Raw genomic sequence first — 16004 nt, 5'->3', positions numbered from 1 at the left:
AGCTCAGTTCCAGGCGCGGCGGCGTCGAGGGGTGAGACGCACTCCCGGAAGCGGGGGAGCGGGGATGCGCACATCCCCGTGCCCGGCGACCGTTCCAAAGCGCTCCGAGCGCGCCTCCCAGTCCTCGCGCGCCTCCACGATTTCCTCGTGAGTGCGTCCGATGAAGTTCCACCACATCACGAGGTCCTCGCCGAAGGGCTCGCCGCCCAGAACGAAGACGGTGGCGTCGGTCTCGGTGGCCACGCGCACGCTGGCACGTCCGTCGCCGAGATAGATCAGCCCGCGCTGGGGCAGGGGGACCGCGCCGTCCTCGACTGTCACATCGCCGAGCACCTGGACCAACCCGTGCTCCCAGGCGGGGTCGAGGGGCAGGTCGACGACGGAACCGGCAGGGAGAAATACTTGCGCGCCGACCAGCGGCGAGTAGGTGGTCGCCGGTGACCACACGCCCGCGAAACCACCCATCACCACGGTGGCCGTCGCATCGGCGCCCCGCACCGCAGGCACCGTCACGACGGGCAACGTGACGTGGCTCTCGAAACCCGCGGAGCCGGTCCTGGCGCCGTCCGGCAGCGCGATCCACAGTTGGAGAGCGTCGAGGAGGTCGTCGTCGGCGCCCAGTGAGTACTCGGAATGCGCCACGCCGTCGCCGGCGGTCATGAGGTTGAGTTGGCCCACGTCGAGGATGACGTCGGAGCCCAGCGTGTCACGATGGCGGATGCGGCCTGTCAGCGGCCACGTCACGGTCTGCAGACCCGTGTGCGGGTGAGGCTCCACGCGCATGGTCACGCGCTGCGGTCCAAAGCGATCGAGGAAGCACCACGCGCCGATGGTCGGCAGGTCTCGCGAGGGCAGCACGCGTTGGACGCTCATGTCGCGAAGGCCGCCCAGCGGCACCTCGCGGGCCTCGAGCGCGATCAGGCGCGGCCCCGGCCGGTTCATGAGCGCTCGGGGTGGATGACCTCGAGCCCGTCGACCTCGTGGCGGTCAAGGTAGCGGGCGATGTAGGGGCACAGCGGAATGACGGCGAGGCCGCGCTCGGCGACATCCGCGAGGGCCTCGCCGGCCAGGGTGCGTGCGGTCGCGGTGCCCTGGAAGCGCTCGAAGACCTCGGTATGGGTCATCGCAAGGGTGCCGTCTCCCTCGATGTAGTCGATGAACCCAGCATCCTCGCCGGCGACGCTCACCGTGTAGCGATGGGCAGCATCGTCCCTGGAAACCTGGATGTCGTGCGAGTCGGTCATGGTGTCCTCTCGTGTGGGTCAGTATCGACGATCCTCGTCGCTATCCGCTAGACGTCGACGGGATTGCCAGGGGTAACGCCGAGGAGAGGGCGGGCACTCCCGGCCCGCCACGCCATCGGCCATCCGCCTCTTACGAGGGGCGGTGCGAGCCGCCGGTGGCCAGGCGCATCAGATCGGTGTCGAAGTTGACGCCCACCTCCGTGCCGCCTGCCGAGCCATACTCGTGCTGGTACGAGCCCCACGAGTCCTCGCGCACGGAGCGGGCAAAGCCGGACTCCATGAGCAGCACCAATTCTTTGGCGGCACGGTCGATGCGCTGCGTCAGCGCGGTCGAGGAGAAGTCCTCGGGGGCGGCAAACAGCCCGGTCGGGACGGGCAGGGTGCGCAGATACGCGAAGAGCGAGCGCATCTCCTCGTCCACCACGAGGGCGTGGCGCGAGGTGCCCGCGGTGGCGGCGAGGATGACGGGCTTGCCGATGAGCAGGTCGTTGTCGAGGACCTGGAAGAAGCCCGTGAACGCCGCGGAGGCGCCGGCCTTGTACACGGGCGCCGCGGCGATGATGCCGTCGGCGGCCACGAGGGTGTCGATCGCGGCGCGGAACTTGGGGCCCATGAACTGGCTGGACAGGGCCTGGGGGAGTTCGGGCAGCAGCTCGCGGACCTGGATGACGCTCAGCTGGACGTCGCGGCCGTGCTCGCGGGCGAGCGCCACGGCACGCTGGGCGGTGCGGTCGGCGAGGAGGTGGGTCGAGGAGGGGTCCGAGGCGCCGGCGGAGACGACGACAAGGCGGAACGGGTCGTGGGTCATGACTGCTCCTTCACGAGTGGCGGGGGACTGGCGAGCTTGCGGGAGAGGGACTCGAGGAGTCGCATCTCGTCGTCGGTGAGGGCCGCGGTGACGGCCTCGGCGACGGCGGTACCGTGCGCGCGGCCCACGGTGCGCTGGAGGGCGGCGCCCTCGTCGGTCAGCGAGAGCTGGTGGGCGCGGGCGTCGTCGGGGTTGGTGCAGCGGAACACGAGGCCCCGCTGCACCAGGCGGTCGACCAGCCTGGACAGGGCGGGCTGGCTCAGCAGCACGCCCTCACCCAGGTCGCGCAGGCGAAGCGGATGGTCCGCCTTCGCGAGCGTGTAGAGCACGTCGTACTCGCGCATGGACAGGCCCTCCCAGACGTCCTGCTCCGCGAAGCGGCGCATGAGGACGGCGTGGGCGCGCAGGGCCGCCTCCCAGGACTCGTTGGCGAGCCGGGTGCGAGTCCTGGGGGCCGATGCCGTGGCCGGGCTGGCGGTCATGGTCGCCTCACAGCACCGGGTAGACGGCTTCGGCACCTTCGGAGTCCTGGTACGGGCTGGCTCCGGTGACGTTGTCGCCGCGGTTGGCGTTGGGGCGCGGCTGGCGCGGCTCGGCGTCGCCGTACTTGGCCTTGACCAGGTCGGCGTGGCTGGGCGGGTTGGCCGCCACCTCGGGGTCGCGCTTGGACTCGAGCTCCTTGCGCAGCACGGGGACCACCTCGCCGCCGAGCAGGTCGAGCTGCTCGAGCACCATGTCGGTGGGAAGGCCGGCGTGGTCGATGAGGAAGAGCTGGCGCTGGTAGTCGCCCACGTATTCGCGGAAGCCCATGATCTTGTCGATGACCTCCTGGACGGAGCCGACCGCCAGCGGGGTCATCGTCGAGAAGTCCTCAAGCGACGGCCCGTGCCCGTACACGGGCGCGTTGTCGAAGTACGGGCGGAAGCGGTCGCGCGCCTCCTGGCTGGTCTTGCCGATGAAGGTCTGGCCGCCGAGGCCCACGATCGCCTGCTTGGCGGTCCCGTGGCCGTAGTGCTCGAAGCGCTGGCGGTAGAACTGCACCATGCGCTTGGTGTGCTCCTTGGGCCAGAAGATGTGGTTCGCGAAGAAGCCGTTGCCGTAGTAGGCGGCCTGCTCCGCGATCTCTGGGGTGCGGATCGAGCCGTGCCACACGAACGGCGGGACGTCGTCGAGGGGGCGCGGGGTGGAGGTGAAGCCCTGCAGCGGGGTGCGGAACGAGCCCTCCCAGTCCACGACGTCCTCGCGCCACAGGCGGTGCAGCAGGTTGTAGTTCTCGAGCGCGAGCGGCAGGCCCTGGCGGATGTCCTGGCCGAACCACGGGTAGACGGGACCCGTGTTGCCGCGGCCCAGCATGAGGTCCATGCGGCCGCCCGACAGGTGTTGCAGCATCGCGTACTCCTCGGCGATGCGGACCGGGTCATTGGTCGTGATGAGCGTGGTGCTCGTCGTCACCGTGAGGCGCTCGGTCTGCGCGGCGATGTTCGCCAGCAACGTGGTGGGGGAGGAGGAGAAGAACGGGGGGTTGTGGTGCTCGCCCACGGCGACAACGTCGAGGCCTACCTCTTCGGTCTTCTTGGAGATCCGGACCAGGTCGCGGATGCGCTCGGCCTCGGAGGGGGTGTAGTCGTTGACGGGGTCGCGGGTGATGTCCGAGACGGACATGATGCCGAACTGCATGGTGTGCTCCTGGGGTATGAAGGCTAGGACCTGCGTCCTAATATATGCGTTTGCATGTAATAACGCCAGGGGCGGCGGATCATTCCCGCGGGGTGTGCGCCGCGCGCTCCCGCGCCCACGGCGGCGTCACGAAGTGACGGTCATCGCGGCGACACTCCGGCGATGGTGGGTGTGCGCCGGCGTGTCGGCCAGATCACCGTCACTTCGATACGCGGTGATCCCGCGCGGCGAGAGCGAGCGTGTCGATGGGCCAAGATGATGGCATGATGAATTCATCAAATAGACGCTGAGTCGACCCCTCCGACCTGGGATGTGTCCATGCCCCACTCCGCTCCGCTCAACGAGATCAAGGCGGACCTCTTCAAGGGGCTTGCGCACCCGCTTCGTATCCGCGTGCTCGAGCTACTCGCCGAGGCTGACGCGCGCACCGTCGCGGACTTGCTCGAGCACACGGGACTCGAGGCGTCGCACCTGTCGCAGCACCTGCGAGTCCTGCGCGGCTATGGGCTGGTGGTGTCCGAGCGCTCGGGTAGTTCGGTGTCGTATCGCCTCGCGCACCCTTCGGTCGCCGGGCTTCTCGCTGCCGCCCGCGTGCTGCTGCGGGACGTGATCGACGAGCGTGGCCGGCTCGCCGAGGTCTCGGCATGACGGTAGCTTCCTGGCGCGCCCTGCTGCCGGGTCGACGTGACTATGTGGGCCTAGCGCGATCGTGGAGGGTCGACGCGCTCGCGGGGCTGTCCGTAGGCGTCGTGGCGCTGCCGCTGGCGCTTGCCTTCGGCGTCAGTTCCGGTGCGGGTGCCGAGGCGGGCCTCGTCACGGCGATCGTCGCCGGTGTCGTCGCGGCTATCTGGGGCGGGTCGTCCGTCCAGGTTTCCGGGCCGACGGGCGCGATGGTCGTCGTTCTTGCGCCCATCCTGGCCGAGCGCGGACTCGAGGCTCTCGCGCTCGTCACCGTGATGGCGGGTGTCCTGGTGCTCGCTGCTGGCGCGGCGCGGCTGGGACGGCTGGTCGGCCTCATTCCCTGGCCAGTGATCGAGGGCTTCACGGTGGGTATCGCGATCATCATCTTCTTGCAGCAAGTGCCAGCCGCGCTCGGCGTCGAGGCGTCGGCGCACGGGGCCAAGGCCTGGCGTGCGGCCGTCGATGCCGTCGTCGGTGTTGACTTCTCGACCGCGTGGCGCCCCCTCGTCCTCGCGGCGAGCGTGGCGACGGTCATGGTGGTGTGGCCGCGCGTGACGCGCGCAGTGCCGGGAGCGATCGTCGCGATCGTGCTGGCAACGGGTGCAGTGGCCGCGTTGGCGTGGGAGGTGCCCGCCATCGGCGAGCTTCCCGCAGGCCTGCCCGCGCCGCAGCTGCCCGTCGTGACGGCCGATGCCGTGGTCGCCCTTGCGGGCCCGGCCGTCGCCGTCGCGGCTCTCGCCGCGATCGAGTCGCTCCTGTCGGCGCGGGTGGCGAGCACGTACCCGGGCGTGGATGGATACGACGCCGATCGCGAACTCGTGGGTCAGGGGTTGGCCTCCGTAGCATCGGGCCTGTTCGGCGGCATGCCCGCGACCGGTGCCATCGCCCGCACGGCCGTGAACGTGAAGGCGGGTGCGCGCACGCGTGTGGCGGCGATCGTCCACGCGCTGATCCTGCTCGTGATTGTGCTGGTCGCCGCTTCCGTCGTGGGACGGGTGCCGCTTGCGGCCCTCGCGGGCGTCTTGATGGTGACGGCTGTCACGATGGTGCGGCCCGCGATCGTGCGCTCCGTGGTGAGGACCTCCCGCGGCGACGCCATCCTGTTTGTCCTTACCGCCGTCGTGACCGTGAGCGTGGACCTCATCTATGCCATCGTGATCGGTGTCGCCGTGGCTGCGGTGCTCGCGCTGCGCTCGGTCGCCAACGCCGCCGGCGTGCACCGTGAGGAGCTCCCGGGCGCTGCGGTCGAGGGCGACGAACGCATCGCGCTCCTGAGGCTCGACGGTGCGCTGTTCTTCGGCGCCGCCGATCGGGTTCTCGAGCGGGTCGCCAGGATCGACCACGTCGAGGTGGTCATCCTGCGCATGTCGCAACTCGATCTCCTCGATGCGACGGGCGCTCAGGTGCTGGGTGAGGTGGTCGGCTCGCTTGAGCAGCGGGGAGTGACCGTGCTGATCAAGGGCGTGCAGCCTCGCCACCTCCCGCTGCTCCAGCACGCCGGCGCGATCGCCGCCCTGACCGACCAGGCGCATCTCATTGCGGACCTCGACGCCGCCGTCGCGCGTGGGCGCGAGGTGGTCGCGGGACGGTAGAGGCGCGCGACGATCGCCCAGCACGCTTGCGACCCACGCTTGCGACCCACGCTTGCGACCCACGCTGGCGACTCCGTGGAGGCCGAGAGTGTCACCTCTGGGCCGAGTGACCATCACAGCCTCAAGGAATTCTTTGCGGGCTGGAGAGCGCGGCAGGCCGGGCCTCGGTGAGCGCCCCGAGCGGGTGCGCGGGAGAGCGAGCTACGAGGTGGAGACTTCCGTACGCCGTGCCTTGCGCGGCGCCATGACGCCAGCCAGCAGCACCACGAGCACCCCGAAGACGGGCACGAGCGAGAGGCCCACACGCAGCGAGGTGGCGTCCGCGATCCACCCCACGACGGGCGGCGACATCAAGAACGCCAGCCGCAGCAACCACGACAGGATCGTCAGGCCGGTGCCTTCACGCAGGCCCGGGATCTCGTCCGCGGCGTGCATCGCGCCGGGGATGAGGGTGGCGACGCCAAAGCCGGCCGCGCCGAATCCGGCGATGGTGCCCCACGGCGACGGGAAGGCAAGGGCGAGTCCCATGCCGAGCGCCACCAGCATGCCGCCGAAGCGCGCGACGGCGCGTTGACCCCAGCGGTCCACCATGCCGTCGCCGAGCATGCGGCCGACAAACTGGCAGCCCTGCATGGCGATGAAAGCGAAGGCGGCGAGGCCCGCGCCGGCCAGGAGCTGGTCCTGCATGTAGGAGGCCGACCAGGTTGCCGCGGCGTCCTCGGCCCAGCCGCCGCCGATGGCGATGATGGTGAGCGCCAGGAGCACGCCCCAGGTGCGCACCGGGATCTTGCGCAGCGGCGTGTGCTGCGGCACGGCGGACTCGGCCGCGGCCTCATCGACATCGCCCTCACCAGCCACGTCCTTCTTGAGCAGCATCGGGTACGCCACGAGGTTGACGATGATGACGATGACGAGTGACAGCGCGAACTGCCATGGCACGGCCCATCCCAGGCCGGCGAAGAGTCCGCCGATCAGGCCACCCGTGACCGCTCCGATGGACCACAGCCCGTGGAACGCGTTGAGGATCGATCGCTTGTACAGCTTCTGCACCTGCAGGCCGTGCGCGTTCTGGGCGACGTCGACCCACGCGTCCGTCACGCCGACCAGGAACAGCGCCGCGCCAAACAGCCACACGTTCGGTGCTACACCCGCGGCGAGCATCGCACCCGCCGAGGCGAGCATGGTCAGCGTCGCCACCTTCCCCGAGCCGAAGCGGCGGATCAGCGCGGCCGCAAACAGGCCCAAGGCAAGCGCGCCGATGGACCACATCGCCATCGCCACGCCGAGCGTTCCGTAGGAGATGCCGAGGGTGGCCCTGATCTCCGGCACGCGCGGGGCAAAGCCGCCCAGCACGATGCCGTTCGTGAAGAAGATCAGGGCGACGCCCACGCGAGCGCGCCGCAGGTGCGGCGCCACGGGGGCGAGGGGGGACGACGTCACGCCGACTCCTCGCCGGTGATCGTGAACGCGGCGGAGTGCAGGTCGGCCAGGCGCGAGGACGGCCCCACCAGCAGCGTGAACTCGCCGGGCTCGACCACGCGTTCGCCGGTGGCATTGACGATCGAGCACGCGCTCGCGGCCACCTCGACAGTCACGGAGGCCGATGTTCCAGGCTCAAGCGCTACGTGCGTCACCGCCTTCAGTTCGCGGTCGGCCCACGTGGCGGACGTGACGTCGTCGCGCACGTACGCCTGCACCGTCTCGAGCACGGGGCGTCCGCCGGTGTTGGTGACAGTGACGGTGGCGCGCACAGTGCCGTCCATGGCGACCGACGCCGACTCGAGGTCGACCTCGCCGTACTCGACGGACGAATACGACAGTCCGTCGCCGAACACCCACTGGGGCTCCTGGGTGAGGTCGGCATAGCGGTAGCCATGCTGGGCGTCGATCTGGTTGTAGAACGTGGGCTGCTGGCCCACGTGCCGCGGCCAGGAAATCGGCAGGCGTCCGCTGGGTTCGATCGCCCCGAGCAGCAACTCGCCAATCGCACGGCCGCCTGCCATGCCCGGGTTCGCCGCCCAGATGATGGCCGATGCCTTGGCGGCGGAGGGTGGCAGCACGTGCGGCTTGGAGGCGAGCACCACGAGCACCACGGGGGTGTCGGTCTCGACGAGCGCGTCGAGCAGGGCCACCTGACCGCCCAGCAGCTCGAGCGTCGCGGTCGACTTACCCTCGCCGACGAGCTCGATGCGGTCTCCGAGGACGGCGACCACGGCATCGGCCCCGCGCGCGGCAGCGACGGCCTCGTCGATCATCGCCTGGTCGGGCTCCACGGGGAACGCGATGTGGGGGCGCGGCTGCCCGTCGGGGAAGAAGGCACCCTTGGGGTCGGGGCCCGTGGTGATGATCTCGGCGCCACGCGCGTAGGTCACCTCAGAGCCGGCAGGTGCCACGGCACGCACGCCGTCGAGGACCGTCGTGATCATGTCTCGTGGGTGACCCTGCATGAGCCAGTCGGCCTGGCCCGAGGCGCCGGCCCAGTCGCCCAGTGTGGTGTGCGGATCGTCGGCGTTGGGGCCCACGACCGCGAGGCGCAGCGGGCGCTCCGCGGCCAGGGGAAGCGTGCCGTCGTTCTCGAGGAGCACCAGCGACCGGCGCGCGACCTCGAGGTTGAGGTCGCGGTGCGCGGGGGAGGCGATGACCTCGCGCTGGCGCTCGACGTCGGGCAGGCGGGGGTCCTCGAACAGGCCCAGGTCGAACTTCAGCGTGAGGATGCGGGAGACGGCCTCGTCGATGCGTGCCTCGTCGAGCAGCCCCTGAGCCACCGCATCCTGGGCGCCCTGGAAGAACGCGGGCGTCGTCATGATCATGTCGTTGCCGGCGTTGACCGCGGCGGCCGATGCCTGGGCATAGTCGGGGAAGAGGCGCTGCTCGCGCACGAGGTTGCCGACGTTGTCCCAGTCGGTGATGAGCGTGCCGGTGTAGCCCCACTCTCCGCGCAGCACGTCGTTCAGCAGCCACGTGTTGATGGTGATCGGCACGCCGTCGGTGGCCTGGTATCCCAGCATGAAGGTGGCCGAGCCCTCGCGTGCCACGCGCTCGAAGGCGGGCAGGTACCACGAGCGCAGCTTGCGGCGGGAAATGTCGGCCTCGGAGGCGTCGCGTCCACCCTGGGTTTCGGAGTAGCCGGCGAAGTGCTTGGAGGTGGCGAGGATGGCGGTCGGGTCCTCGAGGCCGTCGCCCTGGTAGCCGCGCACCATGGCGGCACCCAGCTCGCCCAGCAGGTAGGGGTCCTCCCCGAAGGTCTCGGACACGCGGCCCCAGCGAAGATCGCGTGCGATGCACAGCACGGGCGAGAAGGTCCAGTGGATGCCGGTCGCGGCGACCTCGACGGCCGTCGCCCGCGCGACCCGCTCCAGGAGGTTGGCGTCGAACGATGCTGCCATGCCGAGCTGGGTGGGGTAGATCTCGGCGCCCTCGAAGAACGAGTGGCCGTGGATGCAGTCCTCGCCGATCAGGAGCGGGATCGCGAGGCGCGTGCGGGAGTTCAGCGCGTGGGCCTCGGCCAGGCGCTCGGGAGAGGCGTGCAGGATCGAGCCGACGTGCATCTCGTCGATGAGATGCGGCACACCGTCGTAGGTGTGCATCTGGATCATCTGTCCCACCTTCTCCTGCAGCGTCATGCGACCGAGGAGGTCGGCGACGCGCTCAGGGGTCGTGAGGGAGGGGTCGAGGTAAGCGGCGGTGGTCACGCACGAATCCTTTCGATAGGGCCGATGCGGCCTACAGTAACGCAATTTCTACCGTGTGGTAAGTTAAGGCACGTGAGCCAGGAATCGACCGCCGGTCAGGATCGTACATACGCCCGCGGGCGGGCGACCAAGGCCCATCTGCTTGATGTGGCACGTGACCACTTCGCCGAGGTGGGCTATCGCGGCAGTTCGCTACGCGACATCGCGCAGCGCGCGGACATGTCGCATCCGGGCCTGCTCTATCACTTCCCGACCAAGGAAGCCCTGCTCATGGCGGTGCTCGAGCGGCGCGATCAGGTGGACGGCGAGCTCACCCCGGTGCGCGGCGAGGACGGCATGCTGGCAATCGAGAACCTCATCGCCTCGGCCTACCGCAACGAGTCCCACCGCGGTGTCGTCGAGCTGTTTGCTGCCGTGTCGGCAGAGGCCACCGCGCCCGACCACCCCGCTCATGGGTTCTTTATCGACAGGTATCGCTCGCTCGTGGCACGGCTGACCGAGGCGCTCGAGAAGGTTGCGGCCGACGGCGCCTTGCGCGAGGGGGTCGATCCCGCATCCGCCGCCGTGCGGTCCGTTGCCGTCATGGATGGCCTGCAGGTGCAGTGGCTGCTCGGATCGACGGACATGTCGATGGGGGACGCCATGCGTGACCACTTCGCTTCGCTGATCCGCGATATGTAGCAGTCGGTCGCGCCTTCCGTCGACGCCGGGGCGCCTGTGACTGATGTGACAACGTGGCAAGGACCTGCACTTTCACCGCGCGCCGAGCGGGGCTGAGCGCTACTTTATGAATGAGACGCCTCGGACGCCTCACAGTGAAGGACTGCAAGCGCATCAGGAGGGATCGCCATGTCCGCAACACCCGTCCCCACCGACGCCGCGGCGCCGGGACCAGTCGGCTCCCGCGCCGGCTGGATCTTTCTGTCGATCACGCGCATCGTGATCGGCTTTTACTTTTTCTGGGCCTTCATTGACAAGCTGTTCGGCCTGGGATTCTCGACGTGCCGTCAGGAGGACGGTTCCGTAGAGGTCATGTGTGACCGTGCCTGGCTCAGCGGCGCGCGCATCACCGAGGGCTACCTCGGCTCATCGAGCGGTCCGTTCGCCGACTTCTTTGCCGACCTCGGCACCCAGGCGTGGACCGACTGGCCGTTCATGATCGGCCTGTGCGGCATCGGCCTGGCCCTCATGCTTGGCATCGGCACGCGCGTCGGCATGGTCTCCGCGGTCATCATGCTCGCGATGATGTGGATTTCGCACTCGTGGCCGGGCGAGGGTGGCAACACCACCAACCCGTTCGTCGACGACCACATCATCATGATCGTCGCCATCATCGCGGCTGTCCTCCTGGAGGTCCGCTATCAGGCAGTGGGCCTGGGCGAGTGGTGGAAGCGCCTCGACGTGGTGCAGCAGCAGCGCTGGCTCATCTAGGGATCTCTACTCCCGCGGACGGCGGGGTGGCCACACGGCCGCTCCGCCGTTGGCATGTCCGGGACGCGCACCCCATCGGGCCGAAGGTCCTACCCGGTTGCGACGGTGTCGTTGCCTCGAGGCTCGGCGAAAGTGGCGAAAAACGTGAGAACAAGGTCCCAAAAGTGCCCTTGTCACGAGCGTTATGGAAAACGCTCTCGAACGTCAATCAACCTGGGATTTTGTGGCATCGGAGGGGTCATCTGTGGCTACGTTTGAGGTGAGGCAAAGCCCACCCGGGAAGCCTCAATCATTCGGACATCACAGCCCACAAGGAGAGAACGCCATGTCCACTGCAACAGTCCCCGCCGAGACCACCGTCGCGGGTCCGGTCGGCTCGAAGGCCGGCTGGGTCTTCCTGTCGATCTCGCGCCTTGCGATCGGGTTCTACTTCCTGTGGGCCTTCCTCGACAAGACCTTTGGACTGGGCTTCTCAACGTGCCGCACCACCGCCGAGGATGGCTCATTCACCATCGACGCCTTCTGCGACAGCGCGTGGATCCACGGCTCGCGCATCACCGAGGGATACCTGGTCTATGGCGGCAACTCGCAGAGCCCCTTCAATGACTTCTACGTCAACCTGGGTGGTCAGGCCTGGACGGACATCCCGTTCATGCTCGGCCTGTTGGGTGTCGGTCTGGCGCTCATGCTCGGCATTGGCACCCGTATCGGCGCCATCTCGGCCTCGGCGATGCTGCTCATGATGTACACCACCCAGATCCCGCTGTCGACGAACCCCTTCCTCGATGACCACATCATCATGATCATCGCCGTCTGGGCCGCCGTGCTGCTTGAGGTTCGCTACCAGGCCATCGGCCTCGGATCGTGGTGGAAGCGCCTCGACATCGTGAAGAAGAACCGCTGGCTGATCTAGGTCAACGACGACCCGCGGACGGCGGGGTGGCCCTCGGGTCGCCCCGCCGTTGTGGTGTGTGGGCGAGGGGTCGATGCCGTGGTCGCCGCTGTCGCCGGGGCCTTCCTCAGTTCGGCGGCGACGACGCCGATGACCTGAGGGAGCAGGTCCCGACTGCGCCTCACGGCCCAGGGCGCGCCGCGTCGCGCGAGCCACCACACGCGAGAGGGCAGGCCCGGGGGATGGGCCGCGGGTGCGATGACCCGTCGCTGCGGCCAGGCAGGGGCGAGAGGAGGCAGCGCCGCGGCCGCGAGCGCGCGGTGGCCGCAGGGTGACGGGTGGATGCGGTCGATGTGCCACGCATGTGAACCGACGGCGTCGAAGATGACCGACCCGTCGAGCAGCGTGGCCGAGGTGGCGCGAGCCGCGGCGCGCAGCGCCTCGTTCACGGCGCCCGCCCGGCGTGCCATCACTGTCGCGATGGCGCCAGGGAGCAGGTCGAAGAGGCCGATGCGGTCGATGGTGGCGATGACCACTGTGCGCCCGGGATAGGCCAGCCGGTTCAGCGCGTCCTGGGTGCATCTTTCGACCTCGGCGGCATCGAAGTCGCCGCGTAGTGCGTCGTTGCCGCCGACGGTGCACAGCACGATGTCGGGCCGTGCCGCGAGGGCGTCAGGAACCTGGGTGGCAAGGTCGCGCGCCCTCGTCCCATTCGCAGCGAGGTTGAGAAACTCCGAGGCGCCGGTCGCATGCGCGACGTGCGCGGCCCATCCCACACGCCCCCAGGCCTCCTCGAGCCCGTCGCCCACGCCCAGCGTGATCGAGTCTCCGATGGCGACGACCCGTGGGCCGGTCACGCCGCCTCCACAACCCGCGTCCCCACGACGGAGTCCTGGTGGAGCTCCTCGAGTCGATCGACGGTGCGGCTCCAGGGTAGGGATTCGGCACGCGCGCGAGCGGCCGCGCGGCGCGCGGTGGGGTCCCTCGCGAGCATCGTCCGTACCGCGGCCGCGATATCTCCGGCGGTGCCGCGTGACGCGACGCCGCCGGCGCCGATGACCTCCGGCAGGGCCGACTCCGCATGCGCGATCACCGGAGTGCCGGACGCGAGCGCCTCCAGGGCGGCCAGGCCGAACGTCTCGATGGGTCCAGGGGCGAGGACGGCATCGGCACTGGCCAGCAGTGCGGCAAATCGCTCGGCGTTATCGACGAAGCCGAGGAATTCGACCGGCAGCCCGGTGGCGCGCTGGCGCAGTGACGCCTCCATGACGCCCGAGCCAGCGCACACGAGGCGCACCCTCACGCCCGCCGCGGTTAGGACCCGGACGGCATCGATCGCCAGGTCGGGTCGCTTCTCCGGCGACAGTCGCGAGGCAAGGACGAGTACGGCTTCGTCGGGCGCCGCGATGAGGGTCCGCAGCGCGCCGTCGCGGCGAGAGGGATGGAAGCGTGAGAGATCGACGCCGAGGGGCACCGTGGTGGTGGCGAGGCCCAGCCGGGTGAACTCCCCAGCGGCGAAGTCGGTGGTACACACCACGGTGTCGAACGCGGCATGGGTCGCCGCGTTGTGGCGGTCGATCGCGGCGCGCAGCCACGGCGACGCGGCCCAGGTATGCGGCAGGTTCGCACGCAGCACGCCGTCGGCGCGTTCGTGGGCGAAGAAGGTGGTCGGGATGGACCGCCCGCGCGCCCACGGGCCGACCCAGCGCAGGGTGGTGCGGTCGGAGACCTCGATGACATCGGGAGCGAACGCGGTGAGCACGGCACGCACCCGGGCGGGCCTCACGATGGCGCGATAGCCGCCCGTGCGGGGCACCACCGGGGACGCCACCGTGATGCGCGTCCCCCACGGCGTGGACTCGCGGGCGTCGCGCGGACCGGGGACCACCAGCGCCACGTCGTGGCCGCGGGCTCGATATCCGGCGCCGAGGGCATGCATCGCGGTGCGCAAACCGCCGGAGCGAGGGCCATAGAAGTTGGCGACGTGCGCGATCCTCATGCGGGTGCCCTCACCGCGGTGATCCCGGGACCGGGTGCGCCGCGCCGGGCCGCGATGGCCTCGTCGTAATAGTTCAGCAGCTGGGCACACACCCGGTCCCAGGTGCGCTCGCGGACCGCGTCGCGGGCGTGTGCGCCGGCGCGGTCGCGCCACTCGTCGTCAGCGACGATAGCCCGCACGTGCGCGACGAGTTTCTGAGGCTGTGCCGGGTCATAGAGGTAGCCGGTCACGCCCTCGTCGACCAGGTCGATGGGGCCGCCGCGCCGTGGCGCCACGACCGGCACGCCCGACGCGTGTGCCTCCTGAATGGTCTGGCAAAACGTCTCGAGATCGCCGCAGTGCACGAAGGCGTCGAACGATGCCATCGCCGTGGCCAGGGCGTCGCCGCCCAGGAACCCCGTGAAGACGGCGTCGGGCACGGCCTGCTCAAGTGCGGCGCGGCTGGGCCCGTCACCGACGATGACGAGGCGGGCATGGTCGACCGCCGCCAACTGCGCGAGATGCTCCACCCGCTTCTCGGGTGCGAGCCGTCCCACGTAGCCCACGATGCGTTCGCCGCGTGGTGCCCACCGTGCACGCAACGCGTCGTCGCGCCTGCGTGGGTCGAAGCGGCGCGTGTCGACTCCGCGGCCCCACCGGCGCAGGCGCGGCACTCCGTGAGCCGCCAACTGCTCGTGCGCATGCGTCGACGGCACGAGCGTCAGGTCGGCGAGGCGATGAAGGTCCCGCACCCGGTTCCACAGGATCTGCTCGCCCCAGGGAGCCCGATAGCGCGCCGCATAGCTGGGCACCTCGGTCTGGTAGATCGCGACGCTCGGCAGACCCAAGGCATCGGCCGCCCTCACGGCGGTCCAGCCGAGCATGAGGGGAGAGGCGAGATGCACGACGTCCGGCGCGAAGTCCTCGAGGAGTCGTGTGACGCGGCCCACCGTCGCGACCGAGACGCGGACCTCCGGGTAGCCCGGCCACCCCACCGACGGCAGTCGCACCACGGGAGCAACCCCGTAGCGGACGGGGCCGTGGCCGCCGCGCGGATCCGGGGTGATGACCAACGCCTCGTGGCCGTGCGCGGTGAGGTGTTCGATGACCCGCATCAGCGAGTGGGTGACCCCATTCGCGTGCGGCAGGAAGGACTCGGCAACCAGCGCGACTCTCACGTGTCCATGGTGGCCATGGCGCGGCGCCGCCCGGGCGAAGTCCAGGCAAAACACGGGTGAACCTTGGGTGGCCGGACCGTGAAGGGGGGGGCGAGGGAGCGTGGGACAATGGCGACCATGCCTGTCGCCGCTCGCTTCCGCTTGTCCCTCGCCCTCGCCGCGGCGATCGCCATCGTGTTCGCGGTCGTGCCCGCCACCGCCGCGCACGCCCACACCGACCTACGTTCGTCGACCCCCGCGGAGGGCGACAGCGTCGCCACGCTCGACGAGGTGTCGCTGCAGTTCACCAGCAGCCTGCTCGACATCGGCACGGAGCTCAGCCTGGTCGACGCCGAGGGCACGACAACCGCGCTCGACCCCACTTTCCCGGCGGAGGACACCGTCGCGGCCGCGGTGGAGTCGGATCTCGCACCCGGTCCGGCGCAACTCGTGTGGCGCGTGGTCGCTGAGGATGGGCACCCCATCGAGGGGGTCATCGACTTCACGTTTGCCCCTGAGGACGGTACCGTCCCCGCTCCGAGCGTCAGCCCCTCGGCGTCCGCCTCGGCCGTTCCCTTGCCGTCGCCCACGGATTCGCCCAGCGACGAGCCCACCGCCGCGCCGTCCGCGGGGTCGACCGTGTCGTCATCGGCCACGCCGTCGCCCAGCCCCAGCGCCTCCGCCGCGGCCGGCTCGGACGCCGACAACCCCGCCTGGCTGTGGTGGGTGGTGGGCGCCGTCGTGATCGGCGGTGCGGCATCGGCCATCGCCATGGCGGTGCGCCGCCGCCCCACTGACGCGTAGGGCGGACACCCACGGCCGGCATCGGCCCCCACCACCTGTGAAAGAGTT

16 protein-coding genes are annotated in these 16004 nt (G+C 69.8%); 6 read left to right on the top strand and 10 right to left on the bottom strand.

Going from position 1 to position 16004, the window contains the following annotated elements; all coding sequences use genetic code 11:
• Positions 1-3 precede the first annotated feature (3 nt).
• From B7K24_RS09370 to B7K24_RS09350, 5 genes are all read right to left on the bottom strand, one after another.
• Positions 4-942 carry a pirin family protein gene (locus B7K24_RS09370; protein WP_084130082.1) on the bottom strand — a complete coding sequence of 313 codons (939 nt, stop codon included), beginning with the start codon at positions 940-942 and terminating at the stop codon, positions 4-6.
• Positions 939-1244, bottom strand: coding sequence for a GNAT family N-acetyltransferase (locus B7K24_RS09365; RefSeq protein ID WP_084130081.1), 306 nt, complete (start codon positions 1242-1244; stop codon positions 939-941). Before B7K24_RS09365 ends, B7K24_RS09370 begins: the two co-directional genes overlap by 4 nt.
• A 130-nt stretch (positions 1245-1374) precedes the next feature.
• Positions 1375-2052, bottom strand: a complete 678-nt coding sequence (locus B7K24_RS09360) for a CE1759 family FMN reductase (RefSeq protein WP_084130080.1) — start codon at positions 2050-2052, stop codon at positions 1375-1377.
• The gene (locus B7K24_RS09355) at positions 2049-2534 is read right to left on the bottom strand and encodes a MarR family winged helix-turn-helix transcriptional regulator (RefSeq protein WP_084130079.1); all 486 of its coding nucleotides are present in this window, start codon (positions 2532-2534) and stop codon (positions 2049-2051) included. Before B7K24_RS09355 ends, B7K24_RS09360 begins: the two co-directional genes overlap by 4 nt.
• Before the next feature lie 7 nt (positions 2535-2541).
• Positions 2542-3729 (bottom strand): LLM class flavin-dependent oxidoreductase, encoded by a 1188-nt coding sequence (locus B7K24_RS09350; RefSeq protein WP_084130078.1) that lies wholly within the window; start codon positions 3727-3729, stop codon positions 2542-2544.
• Between the two features lie 318 nt (positions 3730-4047).
• Between B7K24_RS09350 and B7K24_RS09345 the strand changes: the two genes are divergently transcribed.
• Positions 4048-4377 (top strand): metalloregulator ArsR/SmtB family transcription factor, encoded by a 330-nt coding sequence (locus B7K24_RS09345; protein ID WP_084130077.1) that lies wholly within the window; start codon positions 4048-4050, stop codon positions 4375-4377.
• Positions 4374-6002 carry a SulP family inorganic anion transporter gene (locus B7K24_RS09340; RefSeq protein ID WP_084130076.1) on the top strand — a complete coding sequence of 543 codons (1629 nt, stop codon included), beginning with the start codon at positions 4374-4376 and terminating at the stop codon, positions 6000-6002. The genes B7K24_RS09345 and B7K24_RS09340 overlap by 4 nt, the downstream gene beginning before the upstream one ends.
• Before the next feature lie 201 nt (positions 6003-6203).
• On the opposite strand, the gene B7K24_RS09335 is transcribed toward B7K24_RS09340, so the two are convergent.
• A complete protein-coding gene (locus tag B7K24_RS09335; RefSeq protein WP_200808320.1) occupies positions 6204-7442 on the bottom strand; it encodes an MFS transporter in 1239 nt (412 codons plus the stop codon).
• Entirely contained in the window at positions 7439-9694 is a 2256-nt protein-coding gene (locus B7K24_RS09330; protein ID WP_234986654.1) for a glycoside hydrolase family 3 N-terminal domain-containing protein, read from the bottom strand. The genes B7K24_RS09335 and B7K24_RS09330 overlap by 4 nt, the downstream gene beginning before the upstream one ends.
• A gap of 72 nt (positions 9695-9766) precedes the next feature.
• Here B7K24_RS09330 and B7K24_RS09325 point away from each other — a divergent pair, with 72 nt between their 5' ends.
• The 3 genes from B7K24_RS09325 (at position 9767) to B7K24_RS09315 (ending at position 12038) form a co-directional block, all read left to right on the top strand.
• Complete coding sequence (locus B7K24_RS09325; RefSeq protein ID WP_234986653.1) at positions 9767-10375, top strand: TetR/AcrR family transcriptional regulator; 609 nt, start codon at positions 9767-9769, stop codon at positions 10373-10375.
• A gap of 168 nt (positions 10376-10543) precedes the next feature.
• A complete protein-coding gene (locus B7K24_RS09320) occupies positions 10544-11125 on the top strand; it encodes a DoxX family membrane protein (protein WP_084130074.1) in 582 nt (193 codons plus the stop codon).
• 325 nt (positions 11126-11450) lie between these two features.
• The gene (locus B7K24_RS09315) at positions 11451-12038 is read left to right on the top strand and encodes a hypothetical protein (protein WP_084130073.1); all 588 of its coding nucleotides are present in this window, start codon (positions 11451-11453) and stop codon (positions 12036-12038) included.
• Here B7K24_RS09315 and B7K24_RS09310 read toward each other — a convergent pair.
• The 3 genes from B7K24_RS09310 to B7K24_RS09300 are packed head-to-tail and all read right to left on the bottom strand — an operon-like array spanning position 12035 to position 15173.
• Entirely contained in the window at positions 12035-12874 is an 840-nt protein-coding gene (locus B7K24_RS09310) for a GDSL-type esterase/lipase family protein (RefSeq protein WP_159449207.1), read from the bottom strand. The two genes, B7K24_RS09315 and B7K24_RS09310, sit on opposite strands and share 4 nt — an antisense overlap.
• Positions 12871-14016, bottom strand: coding sequence for a glycosyltransferase (locus B7K24_RS09305; RefSeq protein WP_084130071.1), 1146 nt, complete (start codon positions 14014-14016; stop codon positions 12871-12873). Before B7K24_RS09305 ends, B7K24_RS09310 begins: the two co-directional genes overlap by 4 nt.
• Positions 14013-15173: a glycosyltransferase family 1 protein gene (locus B7K24_RS09300; protein ID WP_084130070.1), complete on the bottom strand. Its 1161-nt coding sequence runs from the start codon at positions 15171-15173 to the stop codon at positions 14013-14015. The genes B7K24_RS09305 and B7K24_RS09300 overlap by 4 nt, the downstream gene beginning before the upstream one ends.
• Before the next feature lie 117 nt (positions 15174-15290).
• On the opposite strand from B7K24_RS09300, the gene B7K24_RS09295 reads away from it, so the two are divergent.
• Positions 15291-15956 (top strand): copper resistance CopC family protein, encoded by a 666-nt coding sequence (locus B7K24_RS09295; protein WP_159449206.1) that lies wholly within the window; start codon positions 15291-15293, stop codon positions 15954-15956.
• Positions 15957-16004 lie beyond the last annotated feature (48 nt).

It is taken from the genome of Demequina sp. NBRC 110055 (genome assembly GCF_002090135.1).
GTDB lineage: Bacteria > Actinomycetota > Actinomycetes > Actinomycetales > Demequinaceae > Demequina.
The sequence above is the reverse complement of the archived record's forward strand: the minus strand, read 5'-3'. Positions and strand labels throughout refer to the sequence as shown.

What these genes read in the sequence shown, in the direction of transcription:
- B7K24_RS09370 (WP_084130082.1), bottom strand. Translation starts at nt 942, where the DNA reads ATGAACCGGCCGGGGCCGCGCCTGATCGCGCTCGAGGCCCGCGAGGTG.
- B7K24_RS09365 (WP_084130081.1), bottom strand. Translation starts at nt 1,244, where the DNA reads ATGACCGACTCGCACGACATCCAGGTTTCCAGGGACGATGCTGCCCAT.
- B7K24_RS09360 (WP_084130080.1), bottom strand. Translation starts at nt 2,052, where the DNA reads ATGACCCACGACCCGTTCCGCCTTGTCGTCGTCTCCGCCGGCGCCTCG.
- B7K24_RS09355 (WP_084130079.1), bottom strand. Translation starts at nt 2,534, where the DNA reads ATGACCGCCAGCCCGGCCACGGCATCGGCCCCCAGGACTCGCACCCGG.
- B7K24_RS09350 (WP_084130078.1), bottom strand. Translation starts at nt 3,729, where the DNA reads ATGCAGTTCGGCATCATGTCCGTCTCGGACATCACCCGCGACCCCGTC.
- B7K24_RS09345 (WP_084130077.1), top strand. Translation starts at nt 4,048, where the DNA reads ATGCCCCACTCCGCTCCGCTCAACGAGATCAAGGCGGACCTCTTCAAG.
- B7K24_RS09340 (WP_084130076.1), top strand. Translation starts at nt 4,374, where the DNA reads ATGACGGTAGCTTCCTGGCGCGCCCTGCTGCCGGGTCGACGTGACTAT.
- B7K24_RS09320 (WP_084130074.1), top strand. Translation starts at nt 10,544, where the DNA reads ATGTCCGCAACACCCGTCCCCACCGACGCCGCGGCGCCGGGACCAGTC.
- B7K24_RS09315 (WP_084130073.1), top strand. Translation starts at nt 11,451, where the DNA reads ATGTCCACTGCAACAGTCCCCGCCGAGACCACCGTCGCGGGTCCGGTC.
- B7K24_RS09305 (WP_084130071.1), bottom strand. Translation starts at nt 14,016, where the DNA reads ATGAGGATCGCGCACGTCGCCAACTTCTATGGCCCTCGCTCCGGCGGT.
- B7K24_RS09295 (WP_159449206.1), top strand. Translation starts at nt 15,291, where the DNA reads ATGCCTGTCGCCGCTCGCTTCCGCTTGTCCCTCGCCCTCGCCGCGGCG.